General features: G+C 67.4%; 16 protein-coding genes. 7 read left to right on the top strand and 9 right to left on the bottom strand.

Annotated elements, in window-relative coordinates; genetic code table 11:
* Positions 1 to 1,547: response regulator (locus ACXJKJ_RS27625; protein WP_457394112.1), on the bottom strand; the 1,547-nt coding region annotated here is incomplete at its 3' end.
* Positions 1,548 to 1,852: 305 nt separating this feature from the next.
* Here ACXJKJ_RS27625 and ACXJKJ_RS27620 point away from each other — a divergent pair.
* From ACXJKJ_RS27620 to ACXJKJ_RS27600, 5 genes are all read left to right on the top strand, one after another.
* Positions 1,853 to 2,764 (top strand): DUF6929 family protein, encoded by a 912-nt coding sequence (locus ACXJKJ_RS27620; protein ID WP_457394109.1) that lies wholly within the window; start codon positions 1,853 to 1,855, stop codon positions 2,762 to 2,764.
* 33 nt (positions 2,765 to 2,797) lie between these two features.
* Positions 2,798 to 4,042 carry a M28 family metallopeptidase gene (locus ACXJKJ_RS27615; protein WP_457394108.1) on the top strand — a complete coding sequence of 415 codons (1,245 nt, stop codon included), beginning with the start codon at positions 2,798 to 2,800 and terminating at the stop codon, positions 4,040 to 4,042.
* A gap of 388 nt (positions 4,043 to 4,430) precedes the next feature.
* Positions 4,431 to 6,206, top strand: coding sequence for a thiamine pyrophosphate-binding protein (locus ACXJKJ_RS27610; protein ID WP_457394105.1), 1,776 nt, complete (start codon positions 4,431 to 4,433; stop codon positions 6,204 to 6,206).
* A complete protein-coding gene (locus ACXJKJ_RS27605) occupies positions 6,203 to 7,003 on the top strand; it encodes a citryl-CoA lyase (RefSeq protein WP_457394102.1) in 801 nt (266 codons plus the stop codon). The genes ACXJKJ_RS27610 and ACXJKJ_RS27605 overlap by 4 nt, the downstream gene beginning before the upstream one ends.
* Entirely contained in the window at positions 7,000 to 7,782 is a 783-nt protein-coding gene (locus ACXJKJ_RS27600) for a citrate synthase family protein (protein ID WP_056196054.1), read from the top strand. Before ACXJKJ_RS27605 ends, ACXJKJ_RS27600 begins: the two co-directional genes overlap by 4 nt.
* Here the strand turns inward: ACXJKJ_RS27600 and ACXJKJ_RS27595 are convergent.
* Entirely contained in the window at positions 7,770 to 9,881 is a 2,112-nt protein-coding gene (locus ACXJKJ_RS27595; protein ID WP_457394099.1) for a TonB-dependent receptor plug domain-containing protein, read from the bottom strand. The genes ACXJKJ_RS27600 and ACXJKJ_RS27595 overlap by 13 nt on opposite strands.
* 494 nt (positions 9,882 to 10,375) lie before the next feature.
* Here ACXJKJ_RS27595 and ACXJKJ_RS27590 point away from each other — a divergent pair, with 494 nt between their 5' ends.
* Together ACXJKJ_RS27590 and ACXJKJ_RS27585 are read left to right on the top strand one after the other, a co-directional pair.
* A complete protein-coding gene (locus ACXJKJ_RS27590) occupies positions 10,376 to 11,308 on the top strand; it encodes a hypothetical protein (RefSeq protein ID WP_457394096.1) in 933 nt (310 codons plus the stop codon).
* A gap of 66 nt (positions 11,309 to 11,374) precedes the next feature.
* Positions 11,375 to 12,985 (top strand): ATP-binding protein, encoded by a 1,611-nt coding sequence (locus tag ACXJKJ_RS27585; RefSeq protein ID WP_457394094.1) that lies wholly within the window; start codon positions 11,375 to 11,377, stop codon positions 12,983 to 12,985.
* Here ACXJKJ_RS27585 and ACXJKJ_RS27580 read toward each other — a convergent pair.
* The 7 genes from ACXJKJ_RS27580 to acnA form a co-directional block, all read right to left on the bottom strand.
* On the bottom strand, positions 12,982 to 15,363 hold the full coding sequence (locus ACXJKJ_RS27580; protein WP_457394091.1) for an ATP-binding cassette domain-containing protein: 2,382 nt from the start codon (positions 15,361 to 15,363) through the stop codon (positions 12,982 to 12,984). The two genes, ACXJKJ_RS27585 and ACXJKJ_RS27580, sit on opposite strands and share 4 nt — an antisense overlap.
* Positions 15,364 to 15,774 carry a VOC family protein gene (locus ACXJKJ_RS27575; protein WP_457394088.1) on the bottom strand — a complete coding sequence of 137 codons (411 nt, stop codon included), beginning with the start codon at positions 15,772 to 15,774 and terminating at the stop codon, positions 15,364 to 15,366.
* A 40-nt stretch (positions 15,775 to 15,814) separates the two neighbouring features.
* Entirely contained in the window at positions 15,815 to 16,258 is a 444-nt protein-coding gene (locus ACXJKJ_RS27570; RefSeq protein WP_457394085.1) for a helix-turn-helix transcriptional regulator, read from the bottom strand.
* Entirely contained in the window at positions 16,255 to 17,358 is a 1,104-nt protein-coding gene (locus ACXJKJ_RS27565) for an acyltransferase family protein (protein ID WP_457394082.1), read from the bottom strand. The genes ACXJKJ_RS27570 and ACXJKJ_RS27565 overlap by 4 nt, the downstream gene beginning before the upstream one ends.
* A gap of 72 nt (positions 17,359 to 17,430) precedes the next feature.
* On the bottom strand, positions 17,431 to 17,883 hold the full coding sequence (locus tag ACXJKJ_RS27560) for a hypothetical protein (RefSeq protein ID WP_457394080.1): 453 nt from the start codon (positions 17,881 to 17,883) through the stop codon (positions 17,431 to 17,433).
* 145 nt (positions 17,884 to 18,028) lie between these two features.
* A complete protein-coding gene (locus ACXJKJ_RS27555; RefSeq protein WP_457354938.1) occupies positions 18,029 to 19,102 on the bottom strand; it encodes a M35 family metallo-endopeptidase in 1,074 nt (357 codons plus the stop codon).
* Positions 19,103 to 19,361: 259 nt separating this feature from the next.
* The gene (gene acnA / locus ACXJKJ_RS27550) at positions 19,362 to 22,073 is read right to left on the bottom strand and encodes an aconitate hydratase AcnA (protein WP_457394077.1); all 2,712 of its coding nucleotides are present in this window, start codon (positions 22,071 to 22,073) and stop codon (positions 19,362 to 19,364) included.
* Positions 22,074 to 22,316 lie beyond the last annotated feature (243 nt).

Raw genomic sequence — 22,316 nt, 5'->3', positions numbered from 1 at the left:
GAGCTGGTCAGCGTCACGCCGGCCCGCTGCGCCAGCGCCGAGACCGCCTCTGCGGCGTCTTGCGCGCACCGGGCGGCGTTCACTGGGCGCAACTCGACCGTCAGCTTGCCGGTCTCCAGGCGGCCGAGGTCCATCACGTCGCGCATCAGAACTTCCAAGTGCTTGCCGCTGGCCAGGATCTGCGTCAGGCGCTGAGCCTGGACCGCAGGCATGGGGTTCTTCTCATCGGCCGCCATCAGCTGGGCGAAACCGAGCATGCCATTCAAGGGGTTGCCCATCTCGTGAGCGATGTAGGACAGCATCAGCGTCTTGGTGCGGCTGGCCGTTTCGGCTTCGATGCGCGAGCGTGATTCGGCCTCAAGCCGATCGCGGTCGCTGGTGTCGCGCAACATCACGGTGGTCAGGCGGTCCGGCCCTTCGCCAACCCGCGACACCGACATCTCGGTCGGGAAGCATTCACCGCCCGCCCGAGTGATCGTGGTGCGGACCGCGGCGTTCTGCACTGGGTTGTCAGTCAACGCACCCTCGCCCAACAGGGCTTGCATCGGCGAGCCAATGGCCTGCAGGTGCTCGACGGCGAACATGCGGCAGGCCGCAGCGTTGATCAACACCACCTTGTCGTCGGCATTGCAGGTGACGATGGCGTCCGATGCGGCGCCGACGATGTCTGCGACGCGCGCATCACCCACGCGCTGCAGGTGTTCGCGCACCGACTCCAGCTCGGCATCGGTGCGTCGCTTCAGGTCGAGCAGGTTGCGCACGCGTGCCTGCAGAACAGCCCGGGTGTAGGGCTTGGCGATGAAATCTGCCGCACCGAGATCGAGCGCACGCATCTCGCTGCGCGGATCGGAGAACCGGGTGATGAAAGCGATCGGCACGTGCCTGAAGGCGGCTTCCGCCTTGAGCGTCCTGCACACGTCGAATCCGTCGATACCCGGCATGTGCGCGTCGAGCAGGATCAGGTCCGGCAGCAGGCGACGCGCGAGGTCCAAGGCTTCCTCGCCGTTCTTGGCAAAGTAAAAATCGCCCATTGCGGCCAGCGTCTTGCGCAGCACGTAGATCGATGCAACGTCATCGTCGACGACCAGCAGTCGCGGAGTCTGCGTGCCTGGCGGCGGCGGCGCGGCACCCGATGCGAGGCTGTCGCGTTGCAGATCCTCGATCAGCAGTTTGGTGCGCAGGTGCGCACGCACGCGGGCTGTCAACTGGACCGCGATCAGCGGCTTGGTGACGAAATCGGACCCGCCCTTGCGGAAGGCCGTGACTTGCAGCAGGGTCGTGGGGTCGTGGCTGGTCGCGAAGATGACAGGGACATCAGCCAAGACCGGGTCGGCCTTCAGCGCCTCACACACGTCGAGCCCGGTCATGCCAGGCATGTCGACATCCAGCACGATGAGATCAGGGGTCAGCTCACGTGCCAGCCGCAGTGCGGCTTGGCCTGATGTGGCGAAGCGCTGATCGGGGTACTCCGACAACATCCGCGCCATGACCTGGATCGCGGACGGGTCGTCGTCGACCAAAAGCAATCGAACCTCACGCGGTGCCATCAGAGCCTTTCAGGTTCGTGTGCGGTTCGCCGCTCAGTATGGGGTTTAGCGATCGATCCGATCACCCGTACTGCCGACCATTCATCGGCTGGTGCTAGAGATTTCGTGACGAAATGTGCACATCGAGCCCTTCATCTGGAACACAGGACTGGTGTCGGGACGCGTGTGGAGGTAGGCGGTGGACGTCATAGAGCTGATGCACACCCTTCCAAACGCGCCCCAGCTGGCGTCCCCACCTCAGCCTGGCGTCGATGCTGCTCTCCGGGCACGACTAGCATCGCCGGCACGCTTGCCGGAGTTTTGCCATGCTGGAGGTCCGAGTCATCCGAACACTGTCCGTCGAGACGGACGCCGCTCTGGGCCACCTCAGCGCAGCCAGCGGGTTGGTTCAGGTGGGGCAGCGGCTGTTTGTCGTTGCCGATGACGAGCACACGCTGGCCGTCTTTGGCTTGTCGGGCGACCGCCCCGGCCGGCTGCACAGGCTCTTCGACGGCGAACTGCCTGACAAGCCCAAGGCCCGCAAGGCCGCCAAGCCCGACCTGGAGGCGCTGGCCCGCTTGCCGCCCTGGRCGGGCTGCCCGCAAGGTGCGCTGCTGGCCTTGGGTTCCGGGTCCCGGCCCCAACGCCAACGCGCGGCGCTGCTGGCGTGCAACGCGGCGGGTGAGCTCCATGGCGCTGTCCGCGAGATCGACCTCTCGCCCTTGTACGAGCCGCTGCACGCCCGGCACGAGGGCCTGAACATCGAGGGCGCCTTTGTCGCGGCAGGCCGCTTCTGCCTGCTGCAGCGGGGCAACCAGGCCAGCCCGGTCAACGTGCTGATCAGTTACGACTGGCCGGCGATCCAGGCCTGGCTGGACGGCGCTGGGCAGGCGCCCGAGCGGGTGTCGAGCACGCCGTACGACCTGGGTGACATCGACGGCGTGCCGCTGTGCTTCACCGATGGCGCGGCGCTGCCAGGTGGGGGCTGGGTGTTCTGCGCGGCGGCGGAGGCCACGGACGACAGCTATCTGGACGGCCCGTGCCGAGGGTCGGCCGTCGGGGTCGTGGCGGCGGATGGGCGCTTGGTCGGCATGTGGCCGCTGTCCTTGCGCTGCAAGGCCGAGGGCATCGCCGTGACCGTCGAGAAGGGCGCCCTGCAACTGTTGCTAGTGACCGACCCGGATGACCGCGCCACGCCGGCCTTGCTGCTGTCGGCGAGCCTGAGGCTGCCGGCCTAGGATGCGTGCCTGCCCGACTCAACTTCGCCAGCCATGTCCTTCAAGACCGCCACCGTCGCCGCCGCACTGATCGCTGCCACCGGCCTGGCCCAGGCGCAAGCCGCCGATGCGGCCGACCCCGTCGCCACCCTGGTCAAGCACCTGGAGCTCGAGAAGTACAAGGCCACCATCAAGGGCCTGACGCAGTTCGGCGACCGCCGCCAGGGCACCGCGCGCAACCGGGCGGCGCTGGACTGGATCGAGGCGCAGTTGAAAAGCTATGGCTGCACCAACACCGAGCGGTTGCAGTACTCCTTCACCGAACCCGCCAAGCGCACACCGGCCGCGCCGCGCGGCCCGCTGGCCGGTGGCCCGGCGGGGCAGGGCGGCAGCACGCTGTTCGGCAAGCGCGCGCCCATCGGCGTGAACACCGACCCGCTGGCCCAACCCGACGAGCGCCTGCGCAAGCTCAATGCCGAGCCGACGCCCGAGGGCACTTCGCTGCGCGAAAACGTCTACTGCACCAAGATCGGCACCACGCGGCCGGACGAGATGTACATCGTTGGCGCGCACATGGACGGCATCGGCTGGGGCGAAGCGGCCAACGACAACGGCTCAGGCACGGCGCTGGTCATGGAGCTGGCGCGCATCCTCAGCCTGCCCGGCGTGACGACGGAGCGTTCCATCCGCTTCGTGCTGTGGAACAACGAGGAGACCGGCCTGAACGGCGCCTATGCCTATGTCGAGCAGCGCAAGGGCTTGCAGGGCATCGAGTCGCCCAAGGGCTCAGGGCTTTACCCGGAGCCGAAGTGGCTGGGCATGATCCAGCACGACATGATGATGTTCGACCACGGCATGCCCGTGCCCAAGCTGGACGCGGCGGGCAAGCCGGTGCTGGATGCCAAAGGCCAGCCGGTCTACGCGCCGCCGAAGGAGCAGCGTGCCGAGGCCGACGTGAACATCGAGTATCAGTCCACGTCCAAGCATGCGGACGGCGCGGCCAAGCTGGCCTGGCACTTCCGCGCTGCGAACGACAAGTACGCGACGAACTACCCGGCGGCCGTGGGCTTTCACATGACCAACACCGACTCCACACCCTTCATGGACGAGGTGCCGGCCATCTCGCTGCGCGAGAACGAGCGCGGCCAGCAGATCGGCGCCGGCTGGAACCCGCATTGGCATCAGCCGACCGACCTGTTCGTGAACTACTCGGACAAGGATTTCCTGCTCGGCCTCAACGCGGCGCAGACAACACTCGCAGCTGTCGCGCAACTTACAGGAGTGAAGGTCAAGCCCTGACCCTGTGATGTCCTGCCGCCCGCATTCGCGGGGATGTAGTTTTGTTGCATATGGATACAGTTGCGGTCATTGCGCGGTTGCGGAAACGTATTCACGTGCTGGCATAGATGTCGCAGGGCCAGGTGTAGTCAGCACCGGCGCCCCAAGCGCACGTAGGGAGGAGCGAGGTTGTCCGAATGGTTTCGGACGACCGTTCTGGGTTCATCGATGGTGGACTCATCCTTCCCGATGTCGTGCCGACAAGCAGGTGCATGGCGCTCTTCGCAGCGCCATGCGGCCTTCCGGTGCGGTGTCTATCGACTGCTGCAACGTGGAATCAAATACTGCTCTCGCCCCGTTCTATACCGAGGCGTCCCATCCGGCGTCGGATGGGGCGCGCGAACCTGCCGTGCGCGACGCCGCCGATTTGCTGGTCGATGCATTGGCCGCGCTGGGCGTCGAATATGTGTTCGGCGTCCCGGGCGGCGCCATCGAACCGCTCTACAACGCCCTGGCGCGCAGCGCTCGCCGCGGTGGCCCACAGGCCGTCGTGGCCCGCAACGAACAAGGTGCGGCTTACATGGCCGACGGCTATGCCCGCGAGACCGGCCGCATCGGCGTGTGCATCGCCACCTCGGGGCCGGGTGCCACCAACCTGATCACCGGCGTGGCCTGCGCCTATGACAACAACGTGCCCATGCTGGTCATCACCGGCCAGCCGCCGATCAAGAACTTCGGCAAGGGCGCGCTGCAGGAATCGAGCTGCACCGGCATCAACACAATGGCGATGTTCCGCCCCTGCACGCGCTACAACTCGCTGGTCTCACACGCCGAGCAACTGCCCACCAAGCTCTTCAACGCGCTGATGCAGGCGCAGCGAGCCCCCAGCGGCCCCAGTCACCTGTCCATCCCGGTGGACATCCTGCGCGAGCCTCTGCCCGACGGCATGGAAACGCCGGACTTTGCCGGCCTGCTGCGCCGCGCGCCGGCCATGGTTGACCTGCCCTCCGTGCGCCAGCTCGCGCGCCTGCTGTTCTCGGCCCGCCAGCCCGTGTGGCTGATTGGTGACGGTTGCGGCGATGCCGCCAACGAGCTGATGCAGTTGGTGCAGCTGACCGACGGCAGCTTCATCACGACGCCCGACGGCAAGGGCTTCATCAACCCGCGCCACCCGCGGTATCAAGGCGTGTTCGGTTTTGGTGGCCATGCCAGCGCGGCCGAGCTGCTGTCGAGCGAGCCCGATCTGGTCATCGCCCTGGGCACGGGCTTCGGTGAGTTCAACAGCGGGGGCTGGTCGGCCGCGCTGCTGAACAGCCGCCTCGTCCATGTGGACGACAGCGACGAGAACCTGATGCGCTCGCAGATGGCGCGGCTGCATGTGCGCGGCCACATCAAGTCGGTGTGCGAGCAGTTGATGACGCTGCTGTCCCCGTCGCAGAACGGTCCGGAAGGGCAACTGCTGCCCTTCATGCATCCGCAGGTGGCGCGCCAGGCCTACGAGGCCATGGTCGACAACCCGCAAGCCATCCACAGCGACAGCGCGCCGGTGAAGCCGCAGCGCCTGCTGGCCACCCTGAGCGAGCGTTGCCCGCCGCAGACCCGTTTCGTCGCCGACGCCGGCAACAGCGCCGCCTGGGCGGTGCACTATCTGGCGCCGCACGACCAGCGCGCCCGCATGCCGGGTGGTGCCTATCTGCCGGCCGGCAAGGAAAGGCGCTCGCGCAGCTCCAGCTGGCTGCGCGTGACGATGGACTTCGCGCCCATGGGTTGGGCCATCGGCTCGGCCGTCGGCATCGCGATGGCCAACCGCCGCTGCCCGGTCGTGTGTCTGACGGGCGACGGCAGCTATCTGATGAACGGCCAGGAGATCACGGTGGCCGCCGAGCTGGGTCTGCCCGTGCTCTATGTCGTGCTCAACGACGGCGCGCTGGGCATGGTCAAGCATGGCCAGCGCCTGGCGGGCGCGGAGCCCATCGGCTTTCAGCTGCCCAAGGTCGATTTCGCGATGATGGCCGCCGCCATGGGCATCCCGGGGCACGTGATCCGCTCGCCAAAGGACCTGGACGCGTTGGACTTCGACGCGCTGCTGTCGCGCCAGGGCCCGACGCTGCTGGACATCCGCATCGACGGCGAGGAAGTGCCGCCGATGAATCTGCGCATGAAGACGCTGGGTACGGCGCGATGACAGCGCTGCAACGAGTGCACACGCGCATCTGGCTGGAGGAGCCCGAGCCCGGCAACGCCTTCGCCACGCGCGCCGCCTACTGCCACGGTTATGACGTCTATGGCGAGATGCTGGGGCGTGCGCGTTGGGTCGAGATGCTCTTCCTGCTGTTCCGCGGTGAAGCGCCCGAGCCCGCGCAGGCTGCGTTGCTGGAAGACCTGGCACTTGCGCTGGCCAATCCGGGGCCGCGCGACCCGTCGGTGCATGCGGCGATGTGCGCCGGCACCGGTGGTTCGACCGCCGCCGCCAGCCTGATGGCCGCGCTGGCGGTGGGCGCCGGCCAGCAAGGCGGTGCGCGCGAGGTCTTCCATGCGATGCAACTCTGGCAGCGCTGCGGCACCGACCTCGCGCCGTGGACGCAGGCACTCCGCCAGACCGACGCTGGCGTGGCCAGCATCTGGCCCGAATGCGATCACCTGCCTGGCTTCGACGCGCACGCCGAGCGCATGGCGCCCCTCGCCCAGCAACTGCTGGCCCACCTGGCGCGCAATACCAGGAGCCTGCGCAGCGCCTGGCTGGCAAGCCAGCAGCCGGCGCTGGAAGCCGTGGCGGGCATGCCGCTGGCCATGACGGGCGTGGCCGCCGCCGCCTTGACCGACCTGGGCTTCACGGCAGAGCAGGGCGAGATGCTCTACCTGCTGCTGCGTCTGCCCGGTGCCGCCGCGCATGCACTGGAGCAGCGCGGCATCGGCCCCAAACAGTTCCCGTTCTTCGAGCTGGACCTGCTGAACGACCCTGCCGAACAGGTGGCCGCATGAAGCCGTTGGCAACACGCGCCGGCAAGGCCTTTGTCGGCACCCGTGCGGTCTTCCTTGGCCATGACCTGCACGAAGACCTGCGGCACGCAGACTGGGTCGAGCTCTACATGCTGTCGATCACCGGCCGGCGCTTCGACGAACCGGCGCTGAAGCTTCTGCACGCGATGTGGGTCTGCACCAGCTACCCCGATGCGCGCCTGTGGAACAACCGCGTCGCGGCGCTGGCAGGCAGTGCGCGCAGCACGCCGGCGCTGGGCATGTCRGCCGCGCTGGGCATGTCGGAGGCGACCGTCTACGGTGGCCATCCCTGCGTGCGGGCGATCGACTTTCTCATCAAGGCGCAGCGCGGCGTCAGCGCGGGTGAACCGCTGGCGGACATCGTGCAGCAGGAGCTGGCGCAGCGGCGCATCTTTGGCTACGGCCGACCCATCCACTCGACCGATGAGCGCCTGCCCTGGCTGCTGGGCATTGCCCGCGAGCTGGGGCTGGCCGGCGGACCCCATCTCGCCCTGGCACACGAGGTTGAGCGCTTGCTGGTCGCACGCGATGCGCGGCTGAAGATGAACTATGCGGCTTTCACCGCGGGACTGGCCGCGGACCTGGGTCTGTCGGTCACCGAATTCCACCACTTCCAGGTGCCGATGCTGCTGGCGGGCATGACGCCCTGCTATATCGAGGCCGCCGAGCGCCCCGCGGGCGCGCTGTTCCCGCTGTCCTGTGATCACATGGCCTATGAGGGCGCGCCCAAGAGGCGCTGGCCTGGAACTCAGAACTTGTAGCTGGCTTGAGCTGTCAGCGAGCGCCCCGCCATGGGCAGGTCGTTGGCAATGCCGGTGCTGGGCAGGCTGGGTTCGCGCACATCGGCGTTGAGGGCATTCAGCAGCGCGAGGGACAGCTCCCAGCCCGTCTTGGCAAGTGCGGTCCTGAGGCTCAGGTCCAGCGTCGTGTAACCAGGCAGGTTGGGGCGGGCATCGCCGTAGACGCGCACGCGGTCGCCCACGCGGTTGACCCGTCCGCTGAGGGTGGAATCACCCGCGAATGACCAGTCGAGCCGTGCATTCAGGTGGTGGTGCGGGGCATAGCCGGCGTCGGTCCGGTTCAACTCGTCGATGGAGCGCTGGTAGGCATAGTTGCCAGAGAAGCGCAGATCGCGCCGCGCATCCCACACCCACTCGACCTCGGCGCCGGTGCCATGCTGCGAGCCGGCATTGCGGAAGGTCGCGCCGGGTGCGGGCGCCGGGTTGGAGGTGGTCTTGATGATGTCCCCCATGGCATAGCGGAAGACATTGAAGTTCAGCTGCAGCTCCCGGCTGGCATGCCACTGCAGCGCGGCTTCGACCGTGCGCATGGTCTCGGGCCGGATGGCCGCATTGCCGCTGGCCACCGGGTTGACGCCGTATTGCTCGTTGAACGACGGCGCCCGGAACGCGCTGCCGTAGAGCAGCTTGGCGGTGAGGTCCAGGCTGGCGTCCCACACCAGCGCGACGCGCGGGTTGGTGGTGCGGCCGAAATCGGAATAGCGGTCCTGCCGCACGCCGGCCGTCAATGTCCAGTCCCTGGCGAAGCTCCATTCGTCCTGGATGTAGGCGTAGTCGACACGGCGCTGGTGAGGCGCCAGGAAGGAGTCGTTCACCGGCGCCTCGATGAGCTGGCCGCCGGGTGTGGGAACCGGCACGCCGGTGAGAGGCCCCGACGTGATGACGTTGAAGTTCCTCAACTCCCGGGTGCGGTAGAGATTCAGGTCGTCGTGACCGAGACCGATGCGCCAATGATGGCCGGCCCAGCCGCTGTAGGTGAGGGCGGTGGACAGGCGCGCCTGCCGCTCCCAGGTGTTGGGTGAGCCGAACACGCCGTTCGGGAATGAGCCGCCAAAAGCCCCGGGCGGGAACAGTTGGACGGGCACGGAGAGCTTTTGCGTGTAGTGCAGATAGCTGGCGTTCACGCTCAGCCGCCACCCCGACGACAGGTCGACATCACTGAGACCCGTATCGAGTTCGGCGCGTTGCGATCCCATTCGCCCCACGGGATCGAGGGCGCCGGCGATGCCCGCGCCTGTGCCCACGTCGCGGCGGTCCTTGTAGCCGGCGTGCAGCCGCCACTTGCCGTAACCCAGCTCCAGGCCGCCATCGACGGCGTGATAGCCCGTGCTGACGGGGCCCGGCGCCAGGCTGGCGTGGGTGCCGAACACGGCGTCCAGGCCGGTCTGGGCGTCCGACTCGACGATGCGCCTGAAACCATCGCTGCGCCCGACGCGCAGGAAGGCGGCCAGGTCAAGGGCGCCCAGTTTGCCGCCATGCTGCAGCCAGGCGTCCCGGGTGCTGAAGGAGCCGGCGCGCAGGCCCAGCTCGGTGCCTTGGATGTCCTGTGCGCTCTTGGTGATGATGTTGATGACGCCCGAATAGGCGTCGGCGCCATACAGCGCCGAGCCTGGGCCGCGGATGATCTCGATGCGCGCGATGTTCTGCAGCGGCAGGCCACCCCAGATGACGCCACGGCTGCCGACATACAGCGTGGTCATGGGCACGCCGTTCTGCAGCATCAGCACCTGCGGATTGAAATCGCTGGCCACGCCGCGGATCAGGTACTGCGGCGAATAGGCCCCGGTGCTGCGGCTCACGTGCAGGCCCGGCACGGTCTCCAGCACCTCGTCCAGGTCGGCGGCGCCCATGACGGCAATGTCCTGGGCCGTGATGACGGTCGCCACGGCGGGCGCGCGGCGCAGGGTCTGGGCCGTACCGGTGGCGATGCTGATGGTGGTCTTGTCGCCGTAGACCTGGGCCAGTTCTTCCTCTTCGCTGGGCCCCTGTGCGAGGGCAGGTGACGACGCGGCCGTCAGGCAGACGCCGCCGAGGATCACCAAGCCAAAGAAAGGTCTCATTGCCAGCGTCTCCGAGGTGGAGGGTGAATGGGCGCGTATTGTGCTGTTACCCAGGGGCGGTCCGGCTAGTCGCGTCAGAGACTGTGGCGCGATCGTGAACTCCTCCCGGAGCGGAGCGCATGAGGCCTGTGGCCGTCTGCATAATGCCCCACCTTGCGCCCGGGCGTCGGAACGCTCAGAGCCCCATTGATTGCCTCCGGTTGCCTATCGAAAGCCCCTTGCCATGCGCCGTTGCGACGGGCTTCCGGCGCCGTTGCGGTGGCGTTTGCCGCTGTGCATCCGCCTCGGCATCTGCAGCCTGTTCATGCCTGAACCGCTGCTGCGCAACGGCATGTCGAGGACGACGCTGTTCCTCGGCGCGCGCCGCTGTTCCGGCTCTGTACCGCCATGGCGTCCGGGCCTTTGCATAATGCCGCCCACCTGTCCCGACCCTGCCACACAGCGTTCTTCTTTTGACTGAGCCCGGTTGCCTTCGCCCCGCCACGCGCCGCGCCTTGTTGCAGCAGGCCCTGGGCGGTGCCGTGGTGCTGACCGGTGGTTCAGCCGCGGCGGCCGAGCTCGGGCGCTCGCTGGTGGTTGTCTATCCCGAACTCGGCGAGCCCTTTCGCCAGGTCTTCACCACCATCATCGAAGGCATCGAAGACAAGCTCGGCGGCTCGGTCACGAGCTTCGCGTTGGCCAGCAACGCCAATCCGGCGCAGGTCGCCGACGAGGTGCGCAAGCGAGAAGTCAAGGTATTGATCGGCCTGGGGCGCGGCGGCATGCGCGTCGCGGCGGCGCTGGCCGACGAGCTGGCCGTGATGGTCGGCTGCGTCGTGTCGGTGCAGGAGTCCGAGGCCCGCAACTTTCCCATCCACACGCTGGCGCCCGACCCGGCCTTGCTGCTCGCGCGACTCCGGCGCCTGAAGTCGTCCACGCGTCGTGTGCACCTGGTCTACGACCCCAAGCTGAACACCTGGCTGGTGAAGCTGGCGCGCGAGGCGGCCCGGGCCGAAGGCCTGGAGCTGCTGGCCCAGGAAGCCGCCGATCAGGCCGAGGCTCTGCGCGCCTACGCCCAGCTGCTGGCCTCGGCCGACCCGGCCCGCGACGCCGTCTGGCTGCCGCAGGACCCGACGACCGTGGACGACAACGTCGTGCTCACGCTGGTGCTCAAGGAAGGCTGGAACCGCAACATCGCCGTGTTCTCCAGCCACCTGGCGCATGTGAAGCGCGGCGCACTGTTTTCGCTCTACCCGGACAACCATGAACTCGGGCGCTCACTGGCCGTGTCGGCCCAACGCCTCGCGTCCAACCCTAAAGCGGGCGCGGCCGGCGTGCTGCCGTTGCGCCAGGCACGCGCCGCCATCAACATCCGCACCGCCGCGCACCTGGGGCTTGACGTCGCCACCGTGCAGTCGGGATTCGATCTGGTCTATCCCTCCAGCTGAGGTTCGAGAGTGACGCCACCCGTTCCACTGGACAGCCAGCCGCCCCTCATCCTTCGGGATGAAAGCGTGCCTGTGGCCGCGCCGCCGCAGCGGTCGTGGCCGCTGCGCGTCTACGCGCGCTGGTTGCGCGAGACCTCGTTCCGCCGCCATCTCAGCGTCGCCGTCGCGCTGGGCACGCTCTGCCTGGCCTTGCTGATGGCGGTCGTCAATGCCTGGCAGGGTGGCCGCCAGGTGCGGGCCATGCTGATGGAGCAGGGGGGGCGCGTGGCAGCCAATCTGGCGTCCAACAGTTCGCTGGCCCTGCTGTACGCCGCTGCCGACAACGCCGAGGAGGCCGTGCGCGCGTCGCTGGCCTTCCCGGATGTGATGGGCATCGAGATCCGCGACACCAAGGGCCGGCTGCTGCTGGCGCTGGGCCCCGAGCGGGACCGCCTGCCCACGACCACGTCACCGGCCGTGCCCGACCCGGCGGCCAGCGAGCCCTGGCTCGACCAGGAGACGGAAGACAGCTGGGCCTTCGCCGCACCGGTCTGGACCCGCCCCGAGGCCTCACCCTTTGACGTGACGCTGCGCCCCGCGCAACTGCTCGGCCATGTGMGCATCGTGCTGAGCAAGGCGACGCTGCACCGCACCCAGGCCTCGCTCTTCCTCGCCAACTTCGGCGTGGCCGTGCTGTTTGCAACCATCTTCCTGCTGGCGGTGCGCTTTCTCATCCTGCGCCTGACGCGGCCGCTGGGTGCCTTGTCCGAGGCCATGGAGAGGGTCGAGCTGGGCGACAACGATGCACGTGCGCCGGCTGGTGGCCCGCGCGACATCGCAGCGATGGCCGAGACCTTCAACCGCATGATCACGGCGCTGCAGGAGCGCGAGACCGAACTTGGCGCCCACCGTGACCACCTGGAAGACCTGGTGACCGAGCGCACGCTGGAACTCAGCGACGCCAAGGAGCGTGCCGAGATCGCCAGCCGTGCCAAGAGCCAGTTCCTGGCGCGCATGAGCCACGAGCTGCGCACGCCGCTGAACGCCGTCATGGGCTATGCGCAGATCCTGAAGATGGACGACGGCCTGACGCCGAAGCAGCGCAACGGCCTGGACATCATCCACAGCAGCGGCCAGCACCTGCTGACGTTGATCGTCGACATCCTCGACCTGTCGCGCATCGAGGCCGGCAAGGCCGAACTGCGCATCGGCCCGATCGAGCTGGTCCCGCGCCTGCAGGCCGTGATCGACATCGTGCGCGTGATGGCCGAGGGCAAGCACATCACGCTCGATCTGCAGCTCGACCCGAATCTGCCCGCTGTGGTGCTGGCCGACGAAAAGCGGCTCAACCAGATCCTGCTGAACCTGCTGGGCAACGCGGTCAAGTTCACCCACGTCGGCGGCGTGCTGCTGATCGCACGCGCCCTGCCGCCGCTGGCCGACACCGAGCCGGGCCATGTGCGGCTGTGCTTCGAGGTGCAGGACACCGGCGTGGGCATCGCCGACGACCAGGTCTACCGCCTGTTCGAGCCCTTCGAGCAGGCCGGCAATGCCGAGCAACGTGTCGGCGGCACCGGCCTGGGCCTGGCCATCAGCCGACAGCTGGTGCGCATGATGGGCGGCGAGATCAAGCTGGAGAGCCGGCTGGCCCAAGGCAGCCGGTTCTGGTTCGAGATCAGCGTGCCGGTGCAGGCCTAGGATTTCTTGGCTCGCGCCTTGGGCTTGGTCGCGCCGACGTAGTCCGCCAGATGCTCGCCCGTCAGGGTCGAGGGCTTGGCAATCAGATCGGCCGGTGTGCCCTCGAAGACGACCCGGCCACCGTCATGGCCCGCGCCTGGGCCGAGGTCGATGATCCAGTCGGCATGGGCCATGACGGCCTGGTGGTGCTCGATGACGATGACGGACTTGCCGGCGTCCACCAGCCGGTCCAGCAGGCCGAGCAATTGCGCCACGTCGGCCAGGTGCAGGCCGGCGGTGGGCTCGTCCAGCACATAGACGTCGCCCTTCTCGGCCATCTGCGTCGCCAGCTTGAGACGTTGGCGCTCGCCACCGGACAAGGTGGTCAGCGGCTGGCCGAGGCTGACATAGCCCAGGCCGACGTCGGCCAGCCTTTCCAGGATGGCATGCGCCGCCGGCGTCTTGGCCGCGCCGCCGCCGAAGAAGGTGGTGGCCTCGGCGACCGACATCGCCAGCACCTCGCTGATGTCGCGCCCCGCCAGCTTGTACTCGAGCACCGCGGCCTGGAAGCGCTTGCCGCCGCAGTCCTCGCAGACGGTGGACACCGTGGCCATGGGGCCGAGGTCCGTGAAGATGAGGCCGTTGCCATTGCAGGTCGGGCAGGCACCTTCGGAGTTGGCGCTGAAGAGGGCGGGCTTCACGCCATTCGCCTTGGCGAAGGCGCTGCGGATGGGGTCGAGCAGGCCGGTGTAGGTGGCCGGGTTGCTGCGCCGCGAACCGCGGATGGCGGCCTGGTCGATGGCGACGACGCCGTCCAGCTTGGACACCGAGCCGTGAATCAGCGAGCTCTTGCCCGAGCCGGCCACGCCGGTGACGACGCAGAGCACGCCGAGCGGGATGTCAACGTTGACCTTCTGCAGGTTGTGCGTGCTGGCGCCGCGAATCTTCAGCGCGCCAGCGGGCTTGCGCAGCTTGTCCTTCAGCGCGGCGCGGTCGTCGAGGTGTCGGCCCGTCAGCGTGCCGCTCTTGCGCAGGCCGGCGACGCTGCCTTCATAGACGACCTCGCCGCCGGCCGCACCCGCGCCGGGACCGAGGTCGACGACATGGTCGGCAATCGCGATGACCTCGGGCTTGTGCTCGACGACGAGCACGGTGTTGCCCTTGTCGCGCAGCCGGCCCAGCAGCTCGTTCATGCGCTGGATGTCGTGCGGGTGCAGGCCGGTGGTCGGCTCGTCGAAGACATAGCTGACGTCGGTCAGCGAGGAGCCGAGGTGGCGGATCATCTTCACGCGCTGGGCCTCGCCGCCCGACAGCGTGCCGGTGGGCCGGTCCAGCGACAGATAGCCCAGGCCGATCTCGCCGAAGGCATCGAGCAGGTGGCTCAGGGCCTTCAGCAGCGGTGCGACTTCAGCGCCCTTCAGCCCACGCACCCAGTCGGCCAGGTCGCTGATCTGCATGGTGCAGGCATCGGCAATGCTGTGCTTGCCGATCTTGCAGCTGCGGGCCGCTTCGCTGAGCCGCGTGCCATGGCATTCGGGGCAGGTCTGGAAGGTGATGACGCGGTCGACAAAGGCACGGATGTGCGGCTGCAGCGCATCGACGTCCTTCGACAGAAAGGACTTCTGGATCGAGGGGATGAGGCCGGCATACGTCAGGTTGATGCCATCGACCTTGATCTTGGTCGCCTCCTTGTGCAGCAGGTCATGCAGCTCTCGCTTGGTGAATTTGGCAATGGGCTTGTCAGGGTCGAAGAAGCCGCAGCCGCGGAAGATGCGGCCGTACCAGCCTTCCATGCTGTAGCCGGGGATGTTGATCGCGCCGTCGTTCAGCGACTTGCTCGCGTCGTAGAGCTGATCGAGGTCGAAATCGCYGACATGACCCATGCCCTCGCAGCGCGGGCACATGCCGCCGGTGCGCGAGAAGGTCTGCTTGACGGCCTTGCTCGCGCCGCCCTTGTCGACCGTAATGACGCCGGTCGCCTGCACCGAGGGCACATTGAAGGCAAAGGCGCTGGGCGGGCCGATGTGGGGTTTGCCGACGCGGCTGAACAGGATGCGCAGCATGGCGTTGGCGTCGGTGGCCGTACCGACCGTGGAGCGGGCATTGGCGCCCATGCGCTCCTGGTCGACGATGATGGCCGTGGTGATGCCCTCCAGCACGTCCACCTCGGGCCGCGCCAGCGTGGGCATGAAGCCCTGCACGAAGGCGCTGTAGGTCTCGTTGATGAGGCGCTGCGACTCGGCTGCGATGGTGCCGAAGACCAGCGAGCTCTTGCCCGAGCCCGACACGCCGGTGAATACCGTCAGGCGCCGCTTGGGGATGTCGACGCTGACGTCCTTGAGGTTGTTTTCCCGCGCACCCTGCACGCGGATGCGGTCGTGGTTGTCAGCGTCGGCCATTCAGCGCTTCTCTTGAATGCGCAGCAGATTGCCTGCGGGGTCGCGGACGGCGCAGTCGCGCACGCCATACGGTTGCATCGTGGGCTCTTCGACGATCTCGGCGTCCTCGGCTTGGAGCTTGGCGAAGGTCTTGTCCAGGTCGGCCGTGGCGAGGATCAACATGCCGAAGGTGCCCTTGGCCATCATCTCGGTGATGGTGCGGCGCTCGTCCTCGGTGACGCCGGGCGTGACGGCCGGCGGGTGCAGCACGATGGAGGTGCCCGGCTGGCCGACCGGGCCGACCGTGATCCAGCGCAGGCCGTTGTAGCCGACGTCGTTGCGCACCTCGAAGCCGAGGGTGTCGCGGTAGAAGGCGAGCGACGCTTCCGGGTCGGATTGGGGCAGGAAGCTGGAGTGAATGCGGATGTCCATGGGGTCAATCTCCGTGGGTGGTTAAGGCACGGAAAGAAGTCTAGGTTTCGCTCGATTCCGGCGCTTCTCGATTCCTGATCGGTTTCGTTACCTGGCGCGCGACGCACGACGGCATGCCCGCCGTCGCCTGTGCCTGGTCGCGCTTGTAGGCGCTTGGCGACTGGCCCACCAGTTCGCTGAAGCGCGTGCTGAAGGTGCCGAGCGATGAGCAGCCGACGGTGAAGCAGACCTCGGTGACGCTCAGGTCGCCACGCCGCAGCAGCGCCATGGCGCGTTCGATGCGCCGCGTCATCAGATAGCTGTAGACCGATTCGCCATAGGCCTGGCGGAACTGCCGGCTCAGGTGGCCGCCCGACATGTGCACGCCGCGCGCCAGGGCCTCGACGTCCAGTGGCTGGGCGTACTCGCGGTCGATGCGGTCGCGCACGCGGCGCAGCCGGGCGAGGTCGCGCAGGTGGAGTTCGGAGCCGGGTTGGATCGTCATGCCGGCATGCTGCCAGTTTCAATGGTTCGCGGCGAGCGGGCCAGGCGGTCGCGCAGTTGCAGGCCCGGCTTCTCGACGAGATAGTGCAGGGCGGCGCCAACGGCCAGGATGACGACGGCATAGACCGGGAACAGGGCCGGTCCCTGCAGCGGCAGCGCCGGTGCGATCCAGACATGCACGACGTGCATCGCGATCTTGTGGCTCAGGTAAAGGCTGTAGGAGATGGCTGCCAGCCAGCCCGTGCCGGGCAGGGCCCAGGCCCGCGGCGTGCTGGCCGCCAGTACGAGCAGGCCGAAGCCGAACGAAAGCAGCGGCCAGCCAACCGCGTTGGCAACCAGGCCGGTGCGGTCGCGGAACAGCCAGAAGGCGAGGGCGGTCATGGCCAAACCGGTGAACAAGAGCGCCGTCGAGCGCGCCTGCAGCCGCGTCCACAGCTGCGGCCGGTAGACGCGTAGCGCGGCCAGCATGATGCCCATCAGCAGTCCGTCCAGCCGCGTCCAGGTCGGGTAGTAGATGTCCTCGATGAACCAGGGTCGCTGCGGCTGGATGGCGTCGTTGTGCAGCCAGATGCCGGCGCGCAGCGCAATGCCGCCCAGCACCAGGGCGGCGCACAGGCCGGCGAAGCGTGCAGAGGAGGGACGACGTGTGACCCACCAGGCCAGCAGCGGGAAAAGCAGATAGAAATGCTCCTCCACGCACAGCGACCAGGCATGCGAGAAGGCGGGGTTGCGGCCGTAGTCGATCAGCAGGTTGAGCGTGAAGCTGGCGAACTGCCACCAGGCTTCCAGGTTCGGCTCCTCGCGCAGCACCGGAAAGGCCACGTAGATGGCCAGCACGACGGCAAAGGCCGGCAGGATGCGCCAGGCCCGGCGCCAGTAGAAGTCGCTCAAGCGCAGCGCTTCGCCCCGCTGCAGCTTGCGCAGCAGTTGCGAGCCGATCAGGAAGCCGCTGAGCACGAAGAATATGTCCACGCCCGCCCAACCGAAGCGGGTCAGCCAGGTCCAGTCCGGCCCCAGGCCACCGATGAGGAAGGTGTGGAAGCACATCACCCAGACGATGGCGATGCTGCGCAGGAGGTCGAGGCCGGGAAGGCGGTGCATGGAGGGCGGGGGGAGCGAAAGGGCGGCAGCGTAACGCCGCTGCCGGCGGCAGTCGTTCGTCAGGTGAGGCCGTCAGCGGTTCAGCGTGACTTCGCCGCAGTCCTGATCCAGGCCGCGGTGCTGGGCGCGCGGCCGTGGCGGCGTGCCGCGGAGCATCATGTCGTGCCAATGCCAGTGGGCCTGCAATCGCAGGGTGCCGTTGGGAGGCACCGTGAAGGCTTCGTTCAAGACGAGTTCAACGCTCAGGCTCTCGCCTGCGGCCAGGTGCAGATAGTCCTGGGCCGACGGATCGCCGCGTTTGCGCATCGCGCCCTGGAAGGTCAGTTTCCCCTGTGGCGTGCTGGCCTGTACGAAAGGTCCGAACCAGGCGCCCTCGAAGGGGCTGCCCCAGCGCAGCAGGTGCAGATCGCGCTTGCCGTTGTTGCTCAGCTTGAATTGCAGCAACACCTGGCCGTCGGGCTTGGGTGTGGCCTGGAACTGGCAGCTCAGCTCGGCATGCTGCAGGGGCGTTACGGCAAGGGCCATGGACGAAAGGCAGGCTGTGAACAAGGCTGCGGTTGCGAGATATAGGCGGTGAAGACGCATGGTTGCGAGCCTAGCCCAGGGCCGCACGATCGGCAGCCCCCAAAAAAAGCGCCGCCCGAAGGCGGCGCGTCAAACGCGAGGGAACTCAGTTCTGGAAGGGGCTGTTCTCAGCGAAGTATTCGTGGTTGTCCGAGTTGTCCAGCGCCTTGGTCGGGTTGGACTTGGCCAGGCTCTTGGCCGCGCTCTGGCCATAGGCCCAGTCGTCGGTACCAGCGATGACGTTGAAATGCATCATCTCGTGCACCAGGGTGCCGCCCTTGCTGTCGGTGCCCGTCATCGGCGCGCTCCAGAAGGCGCCGCAGACGTAGATCTTGTACGGCTGCGTCGGGTAGACATAGGCGTAGGTGCCGCTGTCCTTGCAGCTGCAGTCCAGCGTCAGGGCGGCGGTCTGGAAGGCGTTGCGGGCCTTGGTGAAGTGATCCTTGGCCGTGTTCCAGCGTGACGAGGTGTAGGCGCCGAACCAGCTCGTGTAGCGCGGCGTGCCCGACGGCGTGCCGTTGAGGTAGGTGGTCGAGCTGGACGCGTAGTTGGTGGCTGCCGTGACGGCTGAGGCCAGCGAGGACTTCTGGCTGCTGGTGCAGGAGCCGGTGTAGGAGATGCTGGCGGCTGCCGCGGTGGCGTTGGCGCGCATCGTGGTGGCCGCCTCGTCGTCGGCGCTGGCAGCGTCCAGCTTCTCGTTGCGGCCCTGCGCCCACAGGTAGGTGGTCGTCGCGCTGTGCATGGACTGGGCGCCCGAGCCGTGGGTGCCGCGGTCGCTGTGGAACTCGATGGCGTAGCGGCCGTTCTTGCTGAAGTCGTAGTGGCCGGTCAGTTCGACCTTGTAGTTCAGCGTGGCGCCAGCGGCGATCTCCACATAGTCCTTGGCCTGGGGCGCCGCGCGCTTGATGACGGCGCCGGTGTAGCGAACCGGGCGGTCGTCGCGCGTCACGGTGAACAGCGAGCCGCTCATGGTGTCGCTGGGCAGCTGCCAGCGCAGCACCTGCACGGCGGTGCGGCACTGGTTGGTCACGGCGACATCCACGTGGACGTCCACATCGCCGTTGACGACGGGCGAGGCGTTGCTCACGCGCACATCCAGGCATTCGGCGTTGGCGGCATGGCTGGCGCTTGTGGCGACAACGGCAAACGCAGCGGCGGTCAACTTGAACCAGGTCTTCATGCAAGCTCCTGTCGGCCCCGGGTCGGGGCACTGGGTTGAAGAAGCCGCGGATTCTGGTGAGGTGGATGGCGTGCGTGTCGTGGGACAAACCTGTCCCATAAACCTGCTGCGTACTTGTCTAGACAGGGGGAGGACTTGCGGGTCGAGCGCCGGGCCGCTCCCTAGCCGGCCCGCGTTGGGCGATGTGCTTGCCGGTCAATCCGGCAAGCATCGCCGTCTCCTCGGGAGACCGACCAAGGTACTCCTTGGGCGAGAGGTCTCAGGCCGCGAGCAACTGTCTCAACACGAACGGCAGGATGCCGCCGTGGTAGTAGTAGTCCACCTCGATGGCCGTGTCGATGCGCAGCGTCAACGGCACCTGCCTGACCGATCCGTCGGCGTAGGTGATCGTCATCGCCGCGTCGCCTTGCGGCTTGATCACCTCGGCCAGGCCGATGTCTATCGTCTCCGCGCCGGTCAGGCCCAGCGACTCCCAGCTCGTGCCGGCCTTGAACTGCAGCGGCAGCACACCCATGCCGATCAGGTTGCTGCGGTGGATGCGCTCGAAGCTTTTGGCGATGACGGCCTTGATGCCCAGCAGTTGAGTTCCCTTCGCGGCCCAATCTCGACTCGACCCGGTGCCGTATTCCTCGCCCGCGAAGATGACGGTGGGCGTGCCTTCCTGGATATAGGCCATGGCGGCGTCGTAGATGGTGGTCTGCTGGCCGCCCTTCAGCGTGTAGCCGCCTTCCTCGCGCGAGCCGTCGGGCCGGGCGGGCAGCATCAGGTTCTTCACGCGCACATTGGCGAAGGTGCCGCGCATCATCACGTCATGGTTGCCGCGGCGCGCGCCGTAGGAATTGAAGTCGGCCTTGGCCACGCCGTTGGCCGTCAGGAACTGGCCGGCCGGCGTCGTCTCCTTGAAGGAGCCGGCCGGGCTGATGTGGTCGGTGGTGATCGAATCGCCGAACAGCGCCATGACCTTGGCGCCCTTGACGCCCGACACCAGCGCCGGCGGGATCATCGTGAAGCCTTCGAAGAAAGGCGGCTGGGCGATGTAGGTGCTCTTGGGCCAGTTGTAGACCTGGCCCTTGACGCCCTTGATGGCGTCCCACAGCTTGCCGGGCTTGGTGGCGACCTGGTCGTAGTTGGCCTTGAAGGCAACGGGGTCCATCGCATGCTTCATCAGCGCGTAGATCTCGTCGCTGCTGGGCCAGATGTCGCCCAGGAAGACGGGATGGCCCTTGCTGTTGTAGCCCACGGGCTGCGTCATCAGGTCGCGGGTCACGGTACCAGCGATGGCATAGGCCACGACCAGCGGCGGGCTGGCCAGGAAGTTGGCCTTGAGGTTGGGGTGGATGCGGGCCTCGAAGTTGCGGTTGCCCGACAGCACGGCCGCGCAGACCAGGTCGTTGTCCTGGATGAGCTTGTTCAGCTCGGGCGTCAGGTCGCCGGCGTTGCCGATGCAGGTCGTGCAGCCATAGGCGGCGACGTTGAAGCCGAGCTTTTCCAGATAGGGCAGCAGTCCGGCCTTCTCCAGGTACTCGGTGACGATGCGGGAGCCGGGCGCGAGGGACGTCTTGATGTGCGGGGCGACCGTGAGGCCGGCTTCCACCGCCTTCTTGGCCAGCAGGCCCGCGGCCAGCAGCACGCTGGGGTTGCTGGTGTTGGTGCAGGAGGTGATGGCAGCGATCAGCACGTCGCCGTTCTTCACCGGCAGGCCGGATTCGGTGACGAAGTTCTGCGTCAGCTTGTCCGCGGGCTGGTTGAAACCGTTCTCGGCGGTGGGCTTGCTGAAGAGCTGAGCGAAGGTGGAGGCGAGATTCGTGATCTCGATGCGGTCCTGCGGGCGCTTGGGGCCGGCCAGGCTGGGCGCCACGGTGCCCAGGTCCAGCGAGACCACCGAGGTGAAGTCGATGTCGCCCGCCTTGGGCACGCCGAACATGCCTTGAGCCCGCCAATAGGCCTCGAAGGCCTCGATCTCGGCGGCGGTGCGGCCCGTGCCCTTGAAGTAGTCGACGGTCTTCTCGTCGACCGGGAAGAAGCCCATGGTGGCGCCGTACTCGGGCGCCATGTTGGCAATCGTCGCGCGGTCGGGCAGGGCCAGCGTGCGGGTGCCTTCGCCGAAGAACTCGACGAACTTGCCGACSACCYYGTGCTTGCGCAGSATCTSGGTGACGGTSAGCACCAGGTCGGTGGCCGTCACGCCCTCGCGCAGTTGGCCCGTCAGCTCGAAGCCGACCACGTCAGGCGTCAGGAAGTAGACCGGCTGGCCCAGCATGCCGGCCTCGGCCTCGATGCCGCCCACGCCCCAGCCGACGACGCCGATGCCGTTGATCATGGTCGTGTGGCTGTCGGTGCCGACGAGGCTGTCCGGGTAGAAGACGCCGTCCTTGCCCTTGTGCACGCCGCGCGCCAGGTACTCGAGGTTGACCTGGTGGACGATGCCGAAGCCCGGCGGTACGACGCCGAAGGTGTCGAAAGCCTGCATGCCCCACTTCATGAACTCGTAGCGCTCGCGGTTGCGCTCGAACTCCAGCTTCATGTTCAGGTCCAGCGCCTTCTTGGTGCCGTAGTAGTCGATCATGACCGAGTGGTCGACGACGAGGTCCACCGGCACCAGCGGTTCGATGGCTTTGGGGTTCTTGCCCATCGCGGCGGCCACGTTGCGCATGGCGGCCAGGTCGGCCAGCAAGGGCACGCCGGTGAAGTCCTGCAGSACCACGCGAGCGACGACGAAGGGGATCTCATCGACGCGGGCGGCATTGGGCTTCCAGTTGGCCAGTTGCTCGACATGCTCGGCCGTCACCTTCTTGCCGTCGCAGTTGCGCAGCACGCTTTCCAGCACGATGCGCATCGAGATCGGCATGCGCGCCACGTTCGGGTAGGCCTCGGCCAGCTTGGGCAGGGAGAAAAACTGCCCGGACTTGCCTGCGGCGAGCTTGAACTTGGCCTGGGTATTTGCAAACGCGTGGGCCGCGGGTTTCGGCATGGTTACTCCTATAGGATGACTGGGGTCTATTGGCCTGTGAGTCGTCCCCGCGTGAGATCCCGCTCAGGGCCAAATCTAGGCGCAAGGCGCAGTCGGGTTGGTGACCCGGCGAGCACTTGCAACAACGAGTTGGCCCTGAGCGGGACCTCACCCTTCGGGCTGGGGTGGCCAAGGGCGCAGCGCGTTGTTGCAGCCCTTGCCCAGGCGGCCAGCCTGGGCGGCGGACTGCGCCTAGCTCTGCAC

The sequence above is a fragment of the Roseateles sp. P5_E1 genome, from assembly GCF_054049335.1.
Note: the sequence above shows the minus strand (reverse complement) of the source record. Positions and strands in the feature narration are given on the sequence as shown.

Bases quoted from the DNA above. Each gene is read 5' to 3' on its own strand.
- ACXJKJ_RS27615 (WP_457394108.1), top strand. From the start codon at position 2,798: ATGTCCTTCAAGACCGCCACCGTCGCCGCCGCACTGATCGCTGCCACC.
- ACXJKJ_RS27605 (WP_457394102.1), top strand. From the start codon at position 6,203: ATGACAGCGCTGCAACGAGTGCACACGCGCATCTGGCTGGAGGAGCCC.
- ACXJKJ_RS27595 (WP_457394099.1), bottom strand. From the start codon at position 9,881: ATGAGACCTTTCTTTGGCTTGGTGATCCTCGGCGGCGTCTGCCTGACG.
- ACXJKJ_RS27575 (WP_457394088.1), bottom strand. From the start codon at position 15,774: ATGGACATCCGCATTCACTCCAGCTTCCTGCCCCAATCCGACCCGGAA.
- ACXJKJ_RS27570 (WP_457394085.1), bottom strand. From the start codon at position 16,258: ATGACGATCCAACCCGGCTCCGAACTCCACCTGCGCGACCTCGCCCGG.
- ACXJKJ_RS27565 (WP_457394082.1), bottom strand. From the start codon at position 17,358: ATGCACCGCCTTCCCGGCCTCGACCTCCTGCGCAGCATCGCCATCGTC.
- ACXJKJ_RS27560 (WP_457394080.1), bottom strand. From the start codon at position 17,883: ATGGCCCTTGCCGTAACGCCCCTGCAGCATGCCGAGCTGAGCTGCCAG.
- ACXJKJ_RS27555 (WP_457354938.1), bottom strand. From the start codon at position 19,102: ATGAAGACCTGGTTCAAGTTGACCGCCGCTGCGTTTGCCGTTGTCGCC.